Raw genomic sequence first — 21,363 nt, 5'->3', positions numbered from 1 at the left:
TGACTAGTCGAATATGGAAAGATTACAGAAAATTTTGGCGCAGGCCGGTGTGGCGTCCAGACGCAAGTGTGAAGAAATGATTTTGGCCGGTAAAGTGGAAGTCAACGGGGAACTCGTAACTACGCTTGGCACGAAGGTGGACCCCGCAACAGATATTATTAAAGTTTCCGGTAGACTGATCCGGGGCGAGAACAAAATCTATATTATGTTCAACAAACCTAAGGGAGTAATCACAAGCGCTTCCGATCCAAAGGGTCGTAAGGTTGTAACGGACTACCTAAAAGGAATTACTGAACGGGTTTACCCTGTAGGCCGGCTCGATTACGATACGGAAGGTTTGCTGCTGCTGACGAATGATGGGGACTTTGCTAACTTGCTGACTCATCCGAAGCATCATGTACCTAAGACGTATCATGCTACGGTCAAGGGTATACCGCATGGCACTGCATTGGACAAGCTGAAAGCTGGCATCAAGCTGGAAGATGGCATGACAGCGCCTGCGGAAGTAGAGTACAAGGATATTGATGAGGCAAATAAGGAAGCGGTTATCAGCATCACGATTCACGAGGGACGTAACCGTCAGGTACGACGCATGTTTGATGCGATTTCACACCCCGTACTCCGTCTGAAACGGATTTCATTCGGGGATATTATGCTGCAAAATCTCAAACGTGGCTCTTACCGTCATTTGACCAAGGATGAAATTAACCATCTGCAGCAAATTGCCAAAGCAGGATTGCTTAAAGAAAGAACTCCACGTAAAGAGTCATAAAGACACAGAATATTCACAATTAAACCCCCTAAAGCTGTGACGAAATTCGCTATAATGTTCATAGGATGTTCACACCTTACAACATAAGTATGAGTTGCGTCACAGAAGGGGGCTTTACGTGTGGGTAAAGCAAGAAAACCAATTCAAATCGTAATTCTGTTTCTAATTGTTATAGTGGGCGGTTATGCCATCGGTTCCTCTGTATTTGGGGGAAGCGGCAAACCAGAGGAAGGGAGCAAAGCACCTTCCTTTGATTTGCTTGGGCTTGACGGTCTGGCTCATACCCTAGACGAATATAAGGGCAAGACTATTGTGCTTAATTTCTGGGGCTCTTGGTGTGCACCTTGTGTCAAAGAAATGCCGGCTCTCCAAGCGCAATGGGAGAAATGGAAGGACAAAGACGTAGTGGTCTTAGGCATTAATGTGGGCGAAGACCGGATGACTGTCGAGAATTTTGTGAAGCAGGTAAACATCGATTTTCCGATTTTGATGGACACTGGACGTGATGCTGTACGAAGTTATGGTATTTCTCCGCTGCCAACTACCTTATTCATTAATTCCAAGGGTAAAATTGACAACATTCATATCGGCCAGCTTGATTTGAATTCACTTGATGATCAAATTGGGAAGCTGGTGGATTGATGAGTGAACGCGAGGCATTTATAACCAATACCAAATGTGAATGTGGTCACCAGAACCCTGTAGGTACTGTTTTATGCGAAGCATGCGGGAAGCCGTTGGGGAAGGAATCAGACTGGGGCGAGAATTTGGAAATGCGTTACGATGGCGTAGCTCGCCGATCTCAGCGCGTTAACCCGGGGATTATTGATCGGGTGTGGAACTTTTTCTCTTCCGTCAAAATAGCGATCTATCTGATCGTGTTGACACTTATAGGCTCTATGCTGGGGACGATTTTCCCGCAGGAGAGTACTTTTCTTAATATTGATGCCTCAGTTTATTACAAGCAAGAGTACGGAACAGCCGGATATATTTATCACAAACTTGGACTTTCACATACATACGAATCCTGGTGGTTTGTAACTCTACTCGTAATGATCGGCGCTTCACTTGTGATCTGTAGCTTGGATCGAGTACTTCCGCTCTATAAGGCTTTAACCAGACAGAAGATTCGGAAACATCGTCAGTTCTTAACTCGGCAAAAAGCTGTGTTAGTGACTGAAGTACAAGAGGAACCAGAAGCTTGGGTAGCCCGGGTAATTCAGCCTATGCGTAAAAAGGGCTATCGCGTGAAGACGGATGGAGGGGCTCTGCTGGCAGAGAAACATCGCTTCAGCCGCTGGGGACCTTATGTAATACATATTGGCTTAATTATTTTTTTACTTGCTGTATTAGCAAGAGGATTGCCGGGACTGAACATGGATCAGCATCTTGCTTTCCCGCAAGGGGAGATCACACAGATTCCGGACACCACCTATTATTTGAAAAATGAGAAATTTACCGTGGAGTTTTATACGGAGGAAGAGATGCCTGAGGAATTTCGCGGCAAAAAAATACTTCCAAAGCTATTCCAGACCCAAGCTGTGCTTTATGAATGCACCGCGGATTGTGGAGACCCTTCGAAGGAACCGCAGCTATCCGAGGTGACGAAACATGATATCCAAGTAAATTCACCTTTGGATTATAAAGGATTGAAAGCGTATCAGTTTGATTATGATCTGACCCCTGTGCTGCGTTCGGTACAGCCTGAGCTTAAGAATTCCACCACTGGCGAGGCGTACGGCAAATTTAAGCTGGACATGAAGAACCCTCAGCGGGCAATTCAGGCGGGTCCTTATACTTTAACTTTGAAAGAAAAGTATATGGATTTTGGTCTAAATGAGGAGGGTCAGCCGATTTCCAAATCACCTTATCCGAATGCACCTGCTTTTTTGTTCCTGATACAAGGTCCGGATCTCCCGGTGGAAGGGCAGCAGTATTTCTATTTTCCTAAACAGGTGGATAAGGCGCAGTTTCAACAGGCTGCCATTAACGATAAGCTTGGCGGGAGCAATAGATTTCTTGAGCTTGAAGTGGACAACATGAGCGACGTTGATTTTTCGGAATCGACTACTTACTTGAATATACGTATTGATCGTGCAATGCCGTTTGTATGGCTAGGTGCAGCAATCGTGATGCTGGGTTTAGTGCTTGGCTTCTACTGGCAGCATAGACGTATCTGGCTTACCGTTGCTAACGGGGAGCTTATCCTCGGAGGACATACGAACAAGAACTGGTTCGGGTTCCGCCGTGAGATCGTTTCTATTTTAGAAAAAGTAGATCTGGTAGTCGATGAAAAATCATTAGATAATGGAGGAGGCCTTTCATGAGCTTGCTCGACATCAGCAGCGCTGTCTTTATTGCCGCATTTTTATTATACAGCGGTTCGTTTATGTTATTCACTATCGCCATCATGGGTCGCAAGTGGTCAGGCCGCAAGCCGGAGGAACATACCGCACGTTGGGGCAAAATTGCTTTTATTTTCTCTTCAATAGGTCTTATCTTTCATCTTATTTATTTCTTTACACGCTGGGCGGGCTCAGGGCATATTCCGGTCAGCAACATGTATGAGTTCATGACTTTTTTATCGATGATGGTGATGGTTGCCTTTACTGTGATGTACGCTATTTATCGTAAGGTAATCTTGGGTCTTTTTGCAGTTCCAATCAGTATTATTGTGATGGCTTATGCCGCAGTATTTCCACAGGAAGTACAGCCGCTGATTCCATCTCTTCAATCGAACTACTTAAAGATTCACGTAACACTGGCTGCACTAGGTGAATCCTTCTTCGCAGTAGGGTTTGCGGCGGGACTGATGTATCTGCTGCGAACAGTCAATTTTTCCAGTAAAGAGAAGGCGGATCGCAAGCAACAGAGGCTGGTCGAATTTACTCTCTTTTCAATCATTGTTATAATTGGGTTTCTGGGTTCTGTTTTTGCATTCCGCGGAGCAGGCTATGAAACTGTTTTTGTCCGTCCGAACGTTACGATTGACAGCCCCGGGCAGGAAAATAGTACAATAGAGAAAGTGAGTTATCGAATGCCGCCGATTGTGGCACCTCACAATAGCGAAATTGAGAGCTTCCAGTCGTTTCTTGGCATAAAAGAACCACTCTTTGAGGCACCATCTTGGATGAATGGTGTAAATGCTGGACGGAAGTTTAATACTGTAATTTGGTCACTCCTTTCCGGATTAATCCTCTACGGAGTTCTTCGCTTGATCGTACGTAAACCGCTGGGCACTGCTTTACACCCAGTGATGGACGGAATTGATGAGGGCGATCTAGATGAGATTACGTATAGGGCGATAGCCATTGGCTTTCCTATTTTCACATTAGGCGCTTTGATCTTTGCAATGATATGGGCGCAAATCGCTTGGGGAAGATTCTGGGGATGGGACCCTAAGGAAGTCTGGGCGCTTGTCACTTGGCTCTTCTATAGCGCTTATCTTCATTTACGTTTGGCTCGTGGATGGCAAGGAAGAAAATCTGCCTGGCTGGCTGTGCTTGGCTTCCTGGTCGTAATGTTTACTCTGGTTGGCGTTAATTTAGTCATCGCCGGACTTCATTCTTACGCGGGGACGGACTGAGCATAGTTTACCTGTTAACGTTGCACAATGGTTTAAAGGTTACGTTCTACTGTATTGATGAAGGGGTTGTAGTGAAATGGCAGATCATTTAAACAGAATTCTGGTAGTGGATGATGAGGAACGCATTCGCCGCCTGCTAAAGATGTATCTTGAAAAAGAAGGTTATGAAATCGATGAAGCGGAAGACGGAGAAATCGCTCTTCGTAAAGCAACAGCAAATGACTACGGTCTGATTTTGCTGGATGTTATGCTGCCTGGCATCGATGGGATGGAAGTGCTGACAAGACTCAGAGGAGTGAAGTCAACACCGGTCTTAATGCTTACAGCTAAAGGGGAAGAGATCAACCGTGTTCAAGGCTTTGAGATGGGCGCAGACGATTACGTTGTGAAGCCCTTCAGTCCACGTGAAGTCATTTACCGGGTGAAGGCTATTATGCGCCGTTCTTCGGCGACTGCTTTCTTGTCCAAGGAGAGCAATTCCAGCAATAACATTGTATTTACTCATCTTATTATTGAACATGATGCTCACCGTGTGACTGCTGGTGGTGAAGAAGTAAGTTTGACACCTAAAGAATATGAACTTCTGCATTATTTGGCTATTTCGCCTGATAAAGTATTTTCTCGTGAAGAACTGCTTAAGGATGTCTGGAATTATGAATTTTTCGGAGATTTGCGTACTGTAGATACTCACGTAAAACGTCTTCGTGAAAAACTGAATAAAGTATCACCGGAATCTGCAGCGATGATTACGACCGTATGGGGCGTAGGTTACAAACTAGAGGTACCTAAATAAGTGAACTTCTGGAGAAGTCTTGTCGGCAAACTGTGGGTTACGATCATCTGCCTGGTCGCTGTCGTGCTTATTACCTTGGGGTTATTTTTGCTTCCCTACATAGACAGTAACTTTGCCAATTCCGGAGATATCAAACGTTTATTTATGTATACTTGTATGATCGGATTTTCTTTGACGACATTTTTTGCGTTGTTTTTGTTTACCAAAATCACTCAGCCGATGCAGCGTGTCATTGAAGCTGCGAATAACATTCGACGGGGTGAATACGGAACAAGGCTTACGCTTGTCACAAGTGATGAAATTGGCCAGTTGGCGACTTCCTTTAACCATATGGCTGAGGAGCTTGAAGAGAATATCCGCAGTCTGCATCATGAGAAGGGGCATCTGTCTAGCGTACTGCGCAGTATGAGCGATGCTGTGATCACCTTTGACATTGAAGGGCAGATTATTTTGACCAATCCGCACGGCCAAGCTCTGCTAGAGAGCTGGAGCGATTTGCAGTGGGAACATGCGAGTGATGCTGAGCTTCATCCCGAAACGGCTGAGAGTAGTGTTCCACCTCCCCTGCGTCCTTTATTTTTAAGCACCTTGAAGCAAGGTGGCGATGACCGCTCCAATGTACATGTACGGCAGGGCGTCTGGTCTGTTCATATGGCACCGTTATATTCTGAAGGCAGCATTCGGGGAGTAGTTGCTGTACTGCGGGATGTGACGGAAGAGGTGCGTCTGGAAAAGATGCGCAGAGACTTCGTAGCTAATGTCTCCCATGAAATCCGTACTCCATTGTCGATGATGCAAGGGTACAGTGAGGCTTTATTGGACGGGATGGCTTCATCCCCCGAAGAAAGCAGTGAGCTGATCCAGGTCATTCATGACGAATCACTGCGTATGGGGCGTCTGGTTAAGGATTTGCTTGATCTTGCCCGAATGGAAGCCGGACATACGGATATGATGAAAGCTCAGGTGGACATGAATGAACTGCTGGAACGAGTCTACCGTAAATTTTCTGTACGTGCGAAAGAGCGCGATATCCATCTTCACTTACAGCAAGAGAGTGATATTGCTGTTCTGAAGGCAGCGGATGAGGATAAGCTGGAACAAGTCTTAACCAATTTACTTGATAATGCTTTTCGCCACACACAGGGTGGCAAAAAAATCACGGTTCATACAGGAACTTGTGTATTAGAAGGCCGTCGTTATCTTGAGATTAAAATTCAGGATGAAGGGGTTGGAATTCCACCAGAGGATCTGCCGTATATATTTGACCGCTTCTACAAAGCTGATAAGGCGCGTGTACGGGGAGAATCAGGTGGAACGGGACTTGGGCTTGCGATTGTTAAAAATATTGTAGAGTCGCATCACGGGACCATCTCAGCTTCAAGCAAACTAGGCGAAAGTACAACCTTTACGCTAAGACTTCCTGTCGAAAAACAGTAATTCCAAACACAATGTGTGATAGCGCCTCTGACAGCAGAGGTGCTTTTTGTTGAAACAAACACATTAATCTTGTTCATCGTGGAACATATCTTGTAGGTTTTGCTTGGGAGGGCATAGAATGATTTTATCTTTAGACCAAGGTACTACCAGCTCACGAGCCATATTGTTCGATACGGAGGCTAAATGGGTCTCACAAGGTCAATATGAAGTTAAACAATCCTTCCCCCATCCAGGCTGGGTAGAGCATGACCCTGAGCAAATCTGGGCGTCACAGCTCGCAGCGGCAAGAGATGCGATTGCGCGGGGTGGCATAGCAGTTGAGGAGATCTCTGCCATCGGAATAACCAATCAGAGAGAAACAGCTTTAATCTGGGATAAAATAACGGGCAAACCGATATACCCTGCGATTGTGTGGCAGGACAGGCGTACTGCAGAGCAATGTGAAGAACTTAAAAGTAAAGGGCTGGAGCAAGTTATAGCGAGCAAGACGGGCCTTGTTGTAGATGCTTATTTCTCAGCTACCAAAATCTCCTGGATACTGGATCATGTGGATGGCGCCCGAGAACGGGCGAATCGTGGGGAACTTCTAGCAGGGACGATCGACAGCTGGTTAATTTGGAGACTTACTTGCGGAGCCGTACATGTCACTGATGTTACCAATGCCTCACGTACGATGCTGTTTAATCTTCATGAACGGTGCTGGGATGAAGAGCTAATGGAAGAGCTTCGTATTCCGCGTGCCATTCTGCCAGAAGTAAGAATGTCTGGTGGCGAATTTGGAGTAGCAGACAAACAGTGGTTCGGGGCGGACATTCCAATTCGCTCTGTACTTGGAGATCAACAGGCCGCATTGTTTGGACATACTTGTCTAGAACCCGGCAGTGCCAAAAACACCTATGGTACAGGCTGCTTTATTCTAATGAACACAGGCACAGAAGCTGTAGCCTCCAGCCATGGCTTGTTGACCACTGTAGCTTGGGGTATGGGAGATGAACTCTATTATGCCCTAGAGGGCAGTGTGTTCGTGGCCGGAGCGGCCGTTCAGTGGCTGCAGGAGGGGCTTGGTCTTATAGAGGAGCCAGCAGGCTCAGAAGATAAAGCACGGGAAGTAGAGGACAGTGAAGGGGTTATCGTTGTGCCTGCGTTTACCGGACTGGGGGCACCCTATTGGGATATGTATGCCCGTGGAGCCATATTTGGCCTTACTAGAGGCACTACCTCAGGACATCTGGTACGAGCTACATTGGAGTCCTTAGCCTTTCAATCTAGAGATGTAATAGGAGCTATGGAAAAAGACGCAGGCATGCCATTGACCGGCCTTCGTGTGGATGGCGGAGCTGTGCGTAACGATTTGCTGATGCAATTCCAGTCTGATATCCTGGGCAGTGAGGTTACTAGAACAACCTATGCGGAGACAACAGCTTTGGGTGCGGCGCTTCTGGCCGGGTTAACGTCCGGAGTCTGGACACGTGCCCAGCTAGAGAGCTTCAACAAGGCTGAGAGGGTCTTCTCGCCTGAGATGGGTATAACTGAGCGGGAAGGTCGTTACAACGCCTGGAAGGACGCTGTAGCGCGTACCATGGGTTGGGAGAAGCATGAAGGATATCAGTGATAAAGGAGCTGTATATATCTATGGTTAACGGAACCGAATCTGATCTGCCGGGCGGACTATCTAAGCCGGCGCTTCGAGCCCTGCATGGGGCTGGATATGTTCAGCTTCAACAATTCAGCAAGCTTACTGAAGGAGAGCTTCTGCAGCTACATGGATTGGGGCCAAAGGCGATCGTCCTATTACGGAGTGCTCTCGCGGAAAAGGGGCTCACCTTTGCAAGTAAGTCCTGATGTTGCGTTCATATTTATATTAAAAAGCGGCAAGCTTAGGTGAATCCCTAGCTTGCCGCTTTTTGTTATACAGCTCCTAATATTCAATAACAAATGCTACATTTTGCCAACCGGCGCCCACTGTCCAGAACAGGACTTTATCACCACGTTCGATCTTTCCAGTAGTTACAGCTTTATGTAGAGCAATAAATGGGCTGCTGGTAGAGGTATATCCGAATTCATCCCCTATGTATACCGCTACATTGCGATCAATGCCGACTTTCTTACACATCTCTAAGATATTAGGCAATGAAAACTGTGAGAAGCAGGCTGCTTTAATGGCTTCAGGCGCGATATTGTTGTTAGACAGTAGAGTACGAATAGACTCAGAAGCAGCATCTATGCAAATGGAATCATCAAAAGGAATAAACTTCACATTAAACTCTCCAGCCGCTACACCTTGTTTACCCAGTTTAGCCAGGCCTGCGCACGGGAATTTGGAATTATCGCAAACACAAGGATCCGTTTGGTAGATAGAGTCAATGAAACCGACCACATCCTCAGCTTGTTCAAGAATGACTGCCGCCGCTGCATCACCGAAGTTAGCGTAGTAGACTGGATCATTCTTATCGGCATGAGGGGTTACATAATCGGAGCCGATGACCAACGCTCGTTTAATCCTAGGATTCGCTTGCATTTGACGGCTAACCTGTTCCACAGAAGCCGTCATACCCGCACAATTAGCATTGCTGTCAATGCAGATTGTATGGGATGCGCCTTTGATCAAACGGTGAATCATTAATGAGTTGGTAGGAAAGATATACTCAGGAGTTTGACTTGCATAGGCAATAAGGTCGATATCGGCACCTGTGAGACTACTTTTCTCCAGAACATTCCTGGCAGCCTCAAAAGCCATCGTAAGGGAATTCTCATCCGCATCCTTAATACTATACCGTGTAATACGACCTAATGCGGATAATAGACCTCGAATATCAATGCCTTTTTCGTCAAAATGCTTAATGAAAAAGTCGTTACCAACTATATTGCTGGGATGATAGATATCAATGCCTTTAATACGAATTCCGGTCATAATACGCCTCCAGGAAAGCAGTAAAATGTGGCCTACATATTAAGATTCAAAGATCTAGACTGTAACCGCAGAAATGATCTCGATGTTATCGAGTCCAGCTTTACGGCCAAGACGGGAAAGCTGCATTTTGAGGATCGGGTTATTTTCAAGCGTTAGATTTACTTTTACAAATCCATCATTCTTAAACATTACAAAGCAGCTTTCTAAAAGAGGTACAACATCTGGTGCAGTTACATTTAGCTTTCTGCAGTCGATTTTTAGTTCATAGTCAGCTGGAGTAATTGGATTGATAGTTTGTTGATAAGCTTGAATAGATTTTAGACCATCTTCTTCAGAAAATGTTCCATCCAACTCAATGTTAATAACCTTGTTTGTAGTGTCTGTCTTCAAAACGAAACTTCCCATGCCTAAATCTCTCCCATAGATTGAATTTGTCCAAAACAGTTCGACTGCAATATCCAGCCATGTATATCCATTTAGCTGTTTTATAAAAGTCAAAATTCGACACTATACAGCAAGTAATGGGATATTCCGACTCTATTATAGGCATATTTTTCAAGTGTATGCAATAATAAAGTCGAATTTTGTATATTGTTGTCGAACTGTTGGGTTATTGGATTTCTTCTATGGTTGCAAGCAGGATATTAAAAGCTGTGATGATTCTAGGTGCCCCTATAACGGGTACTAAGTGTAATAGAATACCTTTAAGCTGTTCTACGGTAACTCCAACACGAAGGGCCATGACATAATGAACGCCCAACTGTTCGAATTGACCCATTGAAATTAAAGATGAAATGACTGCGATTTCCTTCCAGTCAGGGGCTATAGTATTACGTTGAAAAATATCGCCATAGGCATTCCCCATAATAAATTCAGCCAAGTCAGGGAAGTGGTCTTTAATTGGAGCTAGTGCTTTTGCGCCATAGTCTCCTGATAGATTCGTGAAGTGGTTGAGACCACTGTTGATATTTTCCTTCATGGTTAGCCTCCTAGTTTAGGTTCAAAGTACGGTGTGCAGTCGGAGGGACTTCATCACGGTCTGTTAGTAGTTCAATAACGGCAACATGGTTTAGAGCTACCGCATCTTTAATTGCAGCTGTGAATTCATCCGCATTCTCACATTTGTAGCCTTTAGCACCTAGAGATTCAGCGAATTTTACGGCGTCCATTGGTACTTCATATAGAGTTCCATCGATACGACCTGTGGTTTTCTCCATACCCTTAAGAGCCATATCTAGTTGCTTATTATTGACCACGATAAAGATGACAGGGATATCTTTGCAGACAGCGGTGTTAATCTCAGCGCCGAGCATCATGAAACAACCATCACCTGTAATGCAGAGGATAGTTTCTTCAGGAGCAGCAACTTTTGCACCAATAGCCATGCCGATCGAATTACCCATGCAAGCAAAATACGCATCAAAAACAAAGCTGCCCGGTTTCTTAACCTTGTACCATTTTGCAGCGTGGAATCCATGACTTCCATCATCAACGAAAATTGAATTATTATAAGGGATCAAATCACTTAAAGTGCTCATTACCGAAGCAAGGGAAAGATTCTTGAGGGTTGGAAGCTCTTCTGAATAATCCGCATCGGCCAAAGCCTCACGTTTGGTGATTGTGTTTGGGTCAATATGATTTAGGCAGTGCACCAAATTATCGCGCAGGTCCCCAGTGACCGGTATCGTTTTGGACAATAGTATTTTTCCGACAAAGGTTGGATCAATATCAAATTGAATTAAAGTTGCTGGATGATTCTCCCGTTTAAGATTACAGATGGTCATATCACTTAAACGTGATCCAAGCACTATAAATAAATCGCTTTTATTCAATAAATCGTCCCCGTGGGTCGAACCGCCAACGCCAATAGGACCATGATAGAGTGGGTGATCCCAGACTATAGCCCCTTTTCCACCTGGAGATGTTACTACAGGAATATTAAAAGTTTCTGCGAGTTGAACAAGCTCTTTATGTGCTCCGGAGCGGTTAATTCCTTTACCCGCAATAATCAAAGGATTCTTAGCAGCTTGAATAGCATCGATGACTCTATCGATATTAGCTTGACTAATTAGAGATTCTCTTTCTGGGATTACTATATTGCATTCTTCCAATACTTCAGTTTGTACATCAAAAGGAATACAAAGATGAACAGGACCCCGTTTGGTCAGGGCCACAGAAATCGCATGATTAAAAATAGTACCAAAGTGATCCCCACGTTCAACCAATTTACTGAACAAGGTGGCAGGTCTGAACATATCAGCTAAATCAGCCAGAAAAGAGGTGGAGTCCTGACATTGAGGAATTCCAAGCTCTGTAATGGATTGGTGGCCGGTAATAAATAGGACAGGTAGGTTGTTAGCTTTCGCATGTGCTGCTGCTGTAAGCAGGTTAGTTCCCCCAGGACCCGAAGTACCAAATGCTACGCCTAGGTTACCCGTTTTCAGCGCATACCCTGCTGCTTCGAATCCGGAGCTTGCTTCATGTCTGCCGGGAATAAATTCAATACCGTAATCCACCATCTTTAGAACTATTGGACAAATGGATTTGCCAATGATCCCAAAAGAATGGGTGACTCCAAGGTTACGTAGTGCTTCCGCCATGTAATCTGCGACTGTCTTCAAAAGAAACACCTCACAAGTTTTTTGATATATATTAGTTATTAATCTACCGAATAGATACGATAGATCAATATACTCAAAAAGTAAAAACCTGTGCTCTATAGTAAGCACAGGTTGGTGGCATAAGGCGCCGCTAAGACTGAACAATAGTTCAGCCGTCCTGGTTCCTCTGCAACCTGGCAATCATGGCCTCAAACGAAAAAATGAGGCTGTAGATCCATGGTTTTGCGTCATCCTCTTTCGAGGATTTTGCCAATATTAATTTATAGTTGATAAGAATAATTTTCCTTTACAATATATTCCTCATTAATTTTTGTCAACATAATCCGCTAAAAAAACTCGAAATTTGACGAAAGTCTTGTCCAAGAGATGAAGTTTTGCCTCGCGAAAAAAACTGCCACCTAAGACTCAGCTTAGGTGGCAGTTGATAGTTTTGAACTAGAATTTAAAGATATGAATGGTTTTTTGCAGATTAAATACGGCCTGGGTCATTTTTTCCGTTTCTTCTGCAACAGACTGCAGGGCATTAATCTGTTCATTCATAGCCGCCGATACCTCTTCTGTGCCAGCAGCGGTTTCTTCGGTGATTGCTGAGATATTCTCAATTGCACTAGAAATTTTCAAGGCACTTTCTAGCATAAGATCACTCTCCGCAGAGAATGAAGAGATTTGCTCGGTAATGTACTGCACGCTTTGTACAATTTGTGCGAAAATATGGGCAGATTGAGTGATCATTTCATTCTGAACCTGCACAACCTCTTCATTGATGGCGATATTATCGATGGCTTGTTTAATATCTGACTCAATGCTGCGGACCAAGCCGAATACTTCTTTTGTGGATGCCGTAGATTCCTCAGCAAGCTTGCGAACCTCTTGAGCTACAACGGCAAAACCCCGACCATGCTCACCGGCACGAGCAGCTTCGATGGAGGCATTCAGTGACAGCAGGTTGGTCTGCTCAGCGATCTCTGTGATGGTCTTGGTGATCATCGTAATCCCGCGGGCATTTTGTGAGAGAGCTTCAATAGTGTCAGCCACTTTTTGTGTAGCCTCTATGTTTTTACGCATGCCTTCAGCCTGTGTATCTACGGATTGGCGCCCTTGCTCAACAAGTTCTAAGGTATGTATTGAACGTCTGTTCATTTCTTTGGTGGAGTTCGTATAATTGGATACTTTGGTCTCAATGTCTTTAATGGATTCTGTCATATCAGCGATATCCGTAGATATTTCATTTGCACCAAGAGCGAGCTCAGTAGAAGAAGAGGCTACTTGTGCCATGACAATTTTCAGGTTCTGGTTCTTATCTTCGATTCCGCGGCTTGCATCCATTACTTGACGGGTGATCTGCGATGCATCGGTCAGAATCTTCTTGAGCTTATCAATCATTGTGTTAAAGGAGCGGCTTACGTCACCCATTGAACCATTTTCGTCCGCTCTGCTAGTGAAATCCCCCTTCGAAATACTGTGAGATACATTAGCAATATCATCAAAAGATGATGTAAGCGTTCTCTCCACAAAGCGAGCAACAGGTAAAGTCAGACCTGCAAGAACAACTACTAGTATAATTCCTACGAGAAATTGACCTAGAATCATTAACGTAACTAAGACAGGAATAGCAAACAGTGCGGCAACGAGGTAACATCCGGCAACAATTCTTTGTTTTAACGGAAGTTTGTGCATCCAGCTCATTGGTAAAATGTCCCCCTTATTAAATTTTATGTATGGTGTTATTATAGGGGATTTATAGGTCATTGGTCTATAGAGAAGTGTCATAAATCTTCTTTAAGTAGTAGATATTTAGAATTCATGTCAAAATTCCTCATATATTGTGGAAATTGTTTTAATAGCAGACTTTACCATCCCTACTAGTTCGGTAGGAGCTAAAACAATAACTGAAGGAGAGAAAGAGAGTACGATACGACAGGCAGATTCTATAGTATTAAACTCGGCCTCCACGTTCATCCACCCAGTATTAGCAGAGGGTTCTACTAAAGTTATAGTTACATATCTTTCACGTTGTAATTCTTTAAGAATAGACTCATTCACCTTTAATTTCACTACATATTTTGGCAGTGCTGCTTTAAAAGCTAAAGTCGATTGTTCCCAGTAGCTTTTTAAATCAAAAGCCTCAGGTCTGACAAATGATTCATTAGTTGCTTCAGCTTGTATTAATCTTGACACGCGAAAAGTCCGCATTTCACCCTCGGTTCGTGCCACTACATACCAAACACCACGTTTTGCGACTAACCCGAGAGGTTCAATGAAACGCTCCTTCATCTCGTCATTCCGTGGGTAAGTGATCTTCACTTTACGGTCTTCCCAAACAGCTTCCTGCAGGACAGATAGGAACGGATATGTCTCGTCGGAAGGGTGCCAGCTGGCACCATCTATATGAATGCGCTGGCTCAGGTAACTGGCTGGATTATTCGGTCTGGATGGGGAAGCAGCCTCCAGCTTAAGCACGGCAGAAGAGAAGTCGTTTTGTATACCCAGATCTTTTAAAATCGAGGAGTCTGCGGACAGCAGCAGAGTAGCAATTTCTGAGGGCTTCATACCCGTTAACGAGGTTCGGTATCCTTCTGTGAGCATCCAACCCCCTTCGCGTCCCCGTTCGGCAAGAATCGGTATTCCTGCTGTACATAAGGCTTCCATATCTCTAAACACAGTTCGTTCAGACACTTCTAAGGTCTGGGCTAGCTCACGGGACGTCATCTTTCCACGATTTTGCAGCAAAAGTAAGATGGATAACAAACGATCGGCTCTCATTAAGGGAACATTCCTCCTCCTAATAAATGTTAGTTAGTTCTTAATTAATTATTATATTATATATGTCAGTTGATGTCATATTAAAGAATTATACTTATATAAGGTAAGGATTAAATACAGAACATTTTGAGAAAAACAAGTGTAGAAAGGATTGAGGACATGACTTTAAAAGGAAAAGTAGCATTGGTTACCGGAGGCAGCAGAGGTGCTGGTAGAGGAATTGCATTGGAGCTGGCAAGGAAAGGTGCATTCGTTTATATTACGGGCAGAACGACAGAGGCTTCTGGCACAGAGCATAGCAAGCGGAGCATTGATAACGTACTTAGGGAAATAAAAGCGGAGGGAGGGTCCGGCAGCGCCATACGATGTGATCATACAAAAGATCAGGAGACAGAGGCGGTCATTCGCCAGATTGCTTCAGAGCAAGGGCGGCTTGATATTTTAGTCAACAATGTATGGGGCGGCAACGATTTACCTATTGAGCAGAAGTCTTTCTGGGAGCTTCCTACAGCGCATTGGGATAATATGTTTAATGCGGGTGTGAGGGCACAGTTGATAACAAATTATTATGCAATTCCATTAATGCGTGAGGCAAAAGCTGGCGGTCTAATCATCCACACAACCTTTTGGGATCATTACAAATATCTTGGAAACTTCTATTATGATCTTTCTAAAAACTCCCTAGTCCGCATGGCCTACGGGTTATCGAATGAGCTTAAAGAGGACAACATTGCAGTTATTCCGCTTACTCCGGGCTGGATGAGGACAGAGGCGGTGTTGGAGAGCATGAACACGGATGAGGAGCATTGGCATGAGGTTGAAGCATTGCAGATGACTGAATCCACAACCTATATCGGTAGAGCAGCCGCTGCTCTAGCAGCCGATCCTAAGGTCATGTCTATGACCGGACAACCGCAGCAGGTTGCTACGCTGGCTGAAAAGTATGGATTTACAGACATCGATGGTCGGACTGTTCCCGCATTCTTAGTCTAAACAGCAAACTTGATCTGTTTGATCCCATTTGTGCGTACGAAGCAGTGTAGGACACAGCTGATCTTAAATGCAGCATTTTCGTATATTAAGAACGCTATCGGTCCCCATAGACGCTATTGATAGGCAAAACACCTGATTTAGCTCTCTTTTTGAGGAATAGTGGCACTGGAGAAACCCTGCTTCAAAGGCGAAATTATTGCATATAGGGTCATCTGGGTCCGTAACCTCAAGGGTGTCCGTAAGCCCCCACTAGGGAACTCGATTCGATATTGTAAATGAAGCCGAAACGGGTCGACGATCAACAACAAAAGCAGCGAAACTCCTATAAGGGGAGGATCGCTGCTCTGTTGTTTGATTTCTATCGTATTGCTTACAGAAGAATGATTTCTTCGGCAGTGTTGATTTCTGGCAGGCCAGCAAGCTTCACAAGCACATGAGTAGGTACAGCTTTATCAACGGTCAGCAGCATGATTGCTTCGCCACCAACGATTTTACGTCCCACTTGCATGGAGGCGATGTTGACATCATTTTCGCCCAGCAATGTGCCCACAAGTCCGATAATCCCTGGTTTGTCGTTATGGGATACTACAATTTGATGTCCTTCAGGAGCGATATCAACCGGGAACTTGTTCACTTGAACAATTCTTTCTCCATAACCTTGCAGCAATGTTCCGGCTACGAGACGTTCTTGGTCGTGATCTGTTTTAAGGGTCACGGTAATCAGATTAGTGAAGCCTTTAGTTTTGGAAGCTTTAGTTATTACTACATTAACGTCGCGTGTTTTTGCCAAATGCATGGAGTTAACGATGTTAACATCCTCAGCGAAGTGACGGGAGAGCACGCCTTTCACAATATAGCGGGTAAGTGGTTGGGTATCGACATCTGACAGATCACCCGCATACTCAACATGGATTTCACGAATAGCACTATCTGTAATTTGGGTAACAAAGCTGCCCAGCTTCTCACCAAGTGTGAAGTAAGGCTGGAGTTTGTTCATTACGCTTGGAGCAACTGGAGGAATATTTACAGCATTGATGAACGGTTCATTACGCAGAATATGCAGTACTTGTTCCGATACATCGATCGCTACATTCTCCTGAGCTTCAATTGTAGAAGCGCCCAAGTGAGGAGTCACGATAATTTTTGGATGCGACAAGAATGGGTGATCTGCTTGTGGCGGTTCTTTTTCGAATACGTCAAATGCAGCGCCAGCAACAATACCGCTATCAATAGCTTCTACTAACGCCATTTCATCAATTACACCACCACGGGCACAGTTGATGATGCGCATTCCCTTTTTCATCACTTCAAATTGCGGGCGGGAAATCATATGGCGTGTTTCCGGAGTAAGTGGAGTGTGAACAGTAATGAAGTCTGCTCCGCGGACTACATCGTCAACGGAAGCTAATTTTACTTCCAGTTTCTCCGCACGCTCAGCAGTTAAGAAAGGATCAAAAGCAAGGATTTCCATGCCGAAAGCTTTGGCACGTTTTGCCACTTCGCTACCGATTCTGCCCATTCCCAGTACACCTAAAGTTTTGCCGCGAAGTTCTACACCCACGAAGGTTTTTCTATCCCAGGTTCCACCAATTGTTTTTGCATAAGCTTGTGGAATGTGACGGGCCAAAGCCATCATCATTGCAAAAGCATGCTCACAAGTTGTAATGGTATTTCCATCAGGAGCGTTGATAACAACAACCCCACGTTGAGTAGCAGCTTCCAGCTTGATATTATCTACACCCACACCTGCACGACCAATGACCTTTAAGTTTTTTCCAGCTTCGATAATTTTTTCAGTTACTGTAGTTTGACTGCGGACGAGTAGACCATCATATTCACCGATGATTGCAACGAGCTCATCTTCACTGAGACCTGTTTTTTTGTCTACAACTACATCTGTTGCGTCCATCAATTGCTGAATGCCCAAATCACTGATTGGATCCGATACTAATACTTTAAACATGGTTTCTTATCCCCCTTAAAGTTGAAAAGCTTTATATGTCGAGGACGCCCTGATGGGCAGTCCACAATACCAGAAGGTTCACGAACTAGTAGAGAAAAACATGTAATAATAGTAGATCAACGCGGTGTCGCACAAAAGAAACAGCGTGCAAGAGTACCGCGAAATCGGTAACTTTGGGCATAAGGTAGTATTTATGGGGGATTAGGGAATTAAAAAAACTCCCAACCCCATACTACTGCCGTAGTAAGGGACGAGAGTTATCTTCGTGGTACCACCCTAATTCACTGCAACTTGGAAGAAGCAGCCTCATTGGCCTGCATAGGCCACACTGTTAACGGAGTTGATCCGATTGTACCTACTTTAAGGTTCGATACAATATCTCAGGAGCGCTAAAGATAGCTGTTCGTCACCGGTTTGCACCAACCACCGGCTCTCTGAAGACTTCCAGGATCTTTGTTCCATCATCGGTTTTGAATGATTAATTTTTTCATAATGTAACACGGTATGCAAGTTGTGTCAATAGGCTTTGCAAGCAGCGTTTCTTGAAGTGAACTTCATTTTTCGTTATGATTCAATAACTGGTTCTATTCAAAAAAGAACGGAAGCTGTGGAAGTGTCTCCCTGTTATAATACTGTTCCCGCCATTTTACAAAATCCTGTTCCTGCACAGCACCTGTAGAAATCAACAAGGTTACTGAGGACTGGATATCCGAAAGATTTAATGAGCTTGCAGTGCCTGAGTAAATCATATCGTCTATTTTAGCAGTGATGTCCTGAGGATCATAACCTGCAAAAATTCCGCGATTCAGCATCATGTCAGCGATAGAAGCATTCTTCAAAAGAAGCGGCATTTTTTTCCACTGGATGAAAGACATCGTTTTTAGTTCGCCAGGTGCAGAAGGTATTTTCTGGTTTGTCTTAGAGCCCCATTTTAGCATAGAATCATAGAAGTTCTTTTGTGCTAACAGACCGTACTTCACGGCGCCGGTTGTAAATTCATCATTTTTCAATAACTTGGCTGTCTCTGCACCAGATGCACTAGTAGAGACTTTGCCGGAGGCCTTAGAAAATAAAGTTAAGCTTTTGAGAACATTGACCTGTGACTGATGTAATAGAGGAGAGTTAGTAAAAATTGAATCTTGATTAACTCTTTCATATTGCTGATCTGCTAGAATACTTAGATTCTTCATTACTGCCGCATTCATACGAGCATCTGTGCTGCGCGCTAACTTATCTACTTGAATGTTCCAATTCCGCTTGAATTCCCGATAGGGCAAAAATACGTTATGATAGAAAGTAACAAGATCCTGCTGTTGATACGAGCCCGTGAATTCTACTAATCCATTCATGCTTGATTGATTGTCATATTTGGCTTCAGTTTTGTCTGCGCCAACCTTGACGCCAGTAAAAAATGCGGCGAAGGCGCAAACTAAGAAAAACAAAAAAACTAGCGTGTATAACATTTGATTGCGGGACTTACGTTTGCTCATAATAAATGCTCCTTTTTCTGGGGGGATTATCCTATGTATTATGTATTGATAGCAACACTATGGACGGTTTCTCTCTCGGAGCGGCCCGAAAAAAATAAAGAACAGGCAGGTCACGATGAAAAAATTCAAATTTGGCGAGATTAAGGTTAAAAAGGTAGAACCAGGCCAGTTGACAGACCGTCTTCTGCTGCTCAATCTCTATATCACTCAGGGGCTCACATTAATTATCGGTTTGATATGGATATTATTTCAGAAAAGAAATCCTTTTCAGCTATTAATTATTCCGGAAAAAGTACATTTTGTGGCATGGGGCCTTGGTCTTGCTGCTGCAATGCTAATTGTTGACTATTTATTGACACATATTGTCCCTGAGGAAAGCATGGATGATGGTGGAATAAACGACCTTTTATTTCGAAATCGCCCTGTATGGCATATTATCGTCATAGCAGCAATTGTATCGGTATGTGAGGAGCTCTTATTCCGCGGAGCCATCCAATATTCCATTGGCCCTTATTGGACGAGTATAGTATTTGCTCTTATTCATGTCCGTTATTTACGTCACTTTGTACCTACCGGCTGGGTATTCTTAAGCAGTTATGGTCTTGGATATATTTACATTCAATCGGGCAGCCTCTGGGCCCCTATACTATGTCACTTCTTCATCGACCTGATCTCAGGTCTGGTGATCCGCTATAGGAGGGAATCATGAGTGAGGAATTAAGCCGGGTAAAGTCTCGACAAAAACAACACAAAAGTGAAAGCAAACATCCTGGCAAAAGTAAAAAAGAGAAGCGGACTTCGGAGGCTGTAAAAAAGGCTACTCCTGAAAAGAAGTCTACTCCTATAAAGAAAAATGCTACCGCTCGGGTTTCTACGGCAACTTTATCAAGAAAAGCTCGCCGCCCAGCAGGTTCTGCAAAGCGCTCTTCCACAGGAAGTAAAGAGAAGGACGAAGAATCTGTTCCTTCTCGTTCAGATACTTATTCTTCAGAAAAAGTTCGTCTAAGCAAGATGTTTGTGAATTCTTTGATTTTTATCTTTGTTATTTTGCTAATCGGGCTGCTTTGGTGGGGAATTGAAGGAGCGCCTCCGCTGAGTACATTATGGTGAGCACATGGGTATGGGGAATGGCTCTGGTCATTCTATTGATAGCTGCGGCCGTTGTCATAATCATGGTGATTAATGCTTTTAGAAACAGAATTATTACCGAGGAAATAATGCTAGATTCGTTACCTGAAGAGTTCGATGGATTTCGTATTTTGTTTATAACAGATATCCATCGCCGCCGCCTTCCTTCCGCGCTTCTGACACCATTAAAGGGTGGGGTAGATGTTGTCTTTCTGGGAGGAGATCTAACGGAAAAAGATAGCCCTTTAAATCGTCTTGTCGATAATATGACTCTAGTTACTTCTATTGCATCTACCTATGTAGTGCATGGAAATCATGATTACCGGGCTAATATTTCAAGGGTAGATGAGATTATTCAGGACAGTGGTGCAAAACTGTTAATGGATGAAAATGTGGCTTTTGAACGTGAGGGAGCTAAACTTTGGTTAACCGGAATTGATTTTCCGAAAAATGGGGGCAAAACTCCATACGGTCCTTTTCCGCCATTAACCACAAACACTTCTGCTGAAGGTACCTGTCGTATTATTCTTGTACATGATCCGCTTTGGTTATCCAAGCGCCAGAGTGTGCCAGCGGACCTGATTCTCGCAGGTCATACGCATGGGGGGCAGGTGATCCTTCCATTTGTGGGTCAAAGACATGTAGAGCATTTCTATCATAAATATGACGCTGGAAAGTTTAGTTGGCCAAGAGGGGACGGTTCCGCAAAAAATGCCCTGCTGCTGATCAGCAGAGGGTTTGGAACAGCACATCTGCCACTTCGCTGGGGCAGTCCTGCTGAAATGCATGTGCTGACACTGCGTAAATCAACCCAATAGTGCTTACTCTTTCCAGTAAGAAAAACTGGTAGCGTAAAAAGGGGGTTCCAAAGCCATGCAAATGGCTTTTGGAACCCCCTTCTATTTT

20 protein-coding genes, 1 riboswitch and 1 other annotated feature are annotated in these 21,363 nt (G+C 44.2%); of the genes, 12 read left to right on the top strand and 8 right to left on the bottom strand.

Features of this window, described 5'->3' with window-relative positions; translation table 11 throughout:
* The first annotated feature begins 13 nt into the window (after positions 1-13).
* From MHI32_RS21055 to MHI32_RS21020, 8 genes are all read left to right on the top strand, one after another.
* A complete protein-coding gene (locus tag MHI32_RS21055; RefSeq protein WP_036676166.1) occupies positions 14-772 on the top strand; it encodes a pseudouridine synthase in 759 nt (252 codons plus the stop codon).
* A gap of 120 nt (positions 773-892) precedes the next feature.
* Entirely contained in the window at positions 893-1,414 is a 522-nt protein-coding gene (locus tag MHI32_RS21050) for a redoxin domain-containing protein (RefSeq protein ID WP_038572444.1), read from the top strand.
* Positions 1,414-3,099, top strand: a complete 1,686-nt coding sequence (locus MHI32_RS21045) for a cytochrome c biogenesis protein ResB (protein ID WP_076192222.1) — start codon at positions 1,414-1,416, stop codon at positions 3,097-3,099. The genes MHI32_RS21050 and MHI32_RS21045 overlap by 1 nt, the downstream gene beginning before the upstream one ends.
* The gene (ccsA, locus tag MHI32_RS21040; RefSeq protein ID WP_036676173.1) at positions 3,096-4,358 is read left to right on the top strand and encodes a cytochrome c biogenesis protein CcsA; all 1,263 of its coding nucleotides are present in this window, start codon (positions 3,096-3,098) and stop codon (positions 4,356-4,358) included. Before MHI32_RS21045 ends, ccsA begins: the two co-directional genes overlap by 4 nt.
* Positions 4,359-4,434: 76 nt before the next feature.
* Positions 4,435-5,151, top strand: coding sequence for a response regulator transcription factor (locus MHI32_RS21035; RefSeq protein ID WP_036676174.1), 717 nt, complete (start codon positions 4,435-4,437; stop codon positions 5,149-5,151).
* Complete coding sequence (locus tag MHI32_RS21030; RefSeq protein WP_076127471.1) at positions 5,152-6,588, top strand: ATP-binding protein; 1,437 nt, start codon at positions 5,152-5,154, stop codon at positions 6,586-6,588. It begins immediately after the preceding gene.
* Positions 6,589-6,706: 118 nt separating this feature from the next.
* Positions 6,707-8,200 carry a glycerol kinase GlpK gene (gene glpK, locus MHI32_RS21025; RefSeq protein WP_076213562.1) on the top strand — a complete coding sequence of 498 codons (1,494 nt, stop codon included), beginning with the start codon at positions 6,707-6,709 and terminating at the stop codon, positions 8,198-8,200.
* A gap of 20 nt (positions 8,201-8,220) precedes the next feature.
* A complete protein-coding gene (locus tag MHI32_RS21020; protein ID WP_339187845.1) occupies positions 8,221-8,430 on the top strand; it encodes a DNA-binding protein in 210 nt (69 codons plus the stop codon).
* Positions 8,431-8,506: 76 nt separating this feature from the next.
* On the opposite strand, the gene MHI32_RS21015 is transcribed toward MHI32_RS21020, so the two are convergent.
* The 6 genes from MHI32_RS21015 to MHI32_RS20990 form a co-directional block, all read right to left on the bottom strand.
* Entirely contained in the window at positions 8,507-9,499 is a 993-nt protein-coding gene (locus tag MHI32_RS21015; RefSeq protein WP_076308400.1) for a ketoacyl-ACP synthase III, read from the bottom strand.
* 54 nt (positions 9,500-9,553) lie between these two features.
* Entirely contained in the window at positions 9,554-9,904 is a 351-nt protein-coding gene (locus tag MHI32_RS21010) for a hypothetical protein (protein ID WP_076127478.1), read from the bottom strand.
* Positions 9,905-10,109: 205 nt separating this feature from the next.
* Entirely contained in the window at positions 10,110-10,478 is a 369-nt protein-coding gene (locus MHI32_RS21005) for a carboxymuconolactone decarboxylase family protein (protein ID WP_036676184.1), read from the bottom strand.
* 10 nt (positions 10,479-10,488) lie between these two features.
* Positions 10,489-12,129: a thiamine pyrophosphate-binding protein gene (locus tag MHI32_RS21000; RefSeq protein ID WP_340012756.1), complete on the bottom strand. Its 1,641-nt coding sequence runs from the start codon at positions 12,127-12,129 to the stop codon at positions 10,489-10,491.
* A gap of 155 nt (positions 12,130-12,284) precedes the next feature.
* A riboswitch (cyclic di-GMP riboswitch) is annotated at positions 12,285-12,381 on the bottom strand.
* 174 nt (positions 12,382-12,555) lie between these two features.
* Positions 12,556-13,806, bottom strand: coding sequence for a HAMP domain-containing methyl-accepting chemotaxis protein (locus MHI32_RS20995; RefSeq protein WP_036676188.1), 1,251 nt, complete (start codon positions 13,804-13,806; stop codon positions 12,556-12,558).
* Positions 13,807-13,926: 120 nt separating this feature from the next.
* Positions 13,927-14,883, bottom strand: a complete 957-nt coding sequence (locus tag MHI32_RS20990) for a YafY family protein (RefSeq protein ID WP_340010751.1) — start codon at positions 14,881-14,883, stop codon at positions 13,927-13,929.
* Between the two features lie 159 nt (positions 14,884-15,042).
* Between MHI32_RS20990 and MHI32_RS20985 the strand changes: the two genes are divergently transcribed.
* Positions 15,043-15,876: an SDR family NAD(P)-dependent oxidoreductase gene (locus MHI32_RS20985; RefSeq protein ID WP_076213553.1), complete on the top strand. Its 834-nt coding sequence runs from the start codon at positions 15,043-15,045 to the stop codon at positions 15,874-15,876.
* A gap of 370 nt (positions 15,877-16,246) precedes the next feature.
* On the opposite strand, the gene serA is transcribed toward MHI32_RS20985, so the two are convergent.
* Together serA and MHI32_RS20975 are read right to left on the bottom strand one after the other, a co-directional pair.
* On the bottom strand, positions 16,247-17,839 hold the full coding sequence (gene serA, locus MHI32_RS20980; RefSeq protein WP_036676193.1) for a phosphoglycerate dehydrogenase: 1,593 nt from the start codon (positions 17,837-17,839) through the stop codon (positions 16,247-16,249).
* Positions 17,840-18,082: 243 nt separating this feature from the next.
* Positions 18,083-18,313: a binding site (T-box leader), on the bottom strand.
* A 110-nt stretch (positions 18,314-18,423) separates the two neighbouring features.
* Entirely contained in the window at positions 18,424-19,329 is a 906-nt protein-coding gene (locus tag MHI32_RS20975) for a hypothetical protein (protein ID WP_076127483.1), read from the bottom strand.
* 115 nt (positions 19,330-19,444) lie between these two features.
* On the opposite strand from MHI32_RS20975, the gene MHI32_RS20970 reads away from it, so the two are divergent.
* Genes MHI32_RS20970 through MHI32_RS20960 form a run of 3 tightly spaced genes read left to right on the top strand, consistent with a single transcriptional unit; the run spans position 19,445 to position 21,275 of the window.
* Entirely contained in the window at positions 19,445-20,038 is a 594-nt protein-coding gene (locus MHI32_RS20970) for a CPBP family intramembrane glutamic endopeptidase (RefSeq protein WP_036676197.1), read from the top strand.
* Positions 20,035-20,439, top strand: a complete 405-nt coding sequence (locus tag MHI32_RS20965) for a hypothetical protein (RefSeq protein ID WP_038572439.1) — start codon at positions 20,035-20,037, stop codon at positions 20,437-20,439. The genes MHI32_RS20970 and MHI32_RS20965 overlap by 4 nt, the downstream gene beginning before the upstream one ends.
* A complete protein-coding gene (locus MHI32_RS20960) occupies positions 20,433-21,275 on the top strand; it encodes a metallophosphoesterase (RefSeq protein ID WP_339187841.1) in 843 nt (280 codons plus the stop codon). The genes MHI32_RS20965 and MHI32_RS20960 overlap by 7 nt, the downstream gene beginning before the upstream one ends.
* The last annotated feature ends 88 nt before the right edge of the window (positions 21,276-21,363 follow it).

Source organism: Paenibacillus sp. FSL H7-0690, assembly GCF_037980415.1.
Lineage (GTDB): Bacteria > Bacillota > Bacilli > Paenibacillales > Paenibacillaceae > Paenibacillus_AQ > Paenibacillus_AQ odorifer.
Note: the sequence above shows the minus strand (reverse complement) of the source record. Positions and strands in the feature narration are given on the sequence as shown.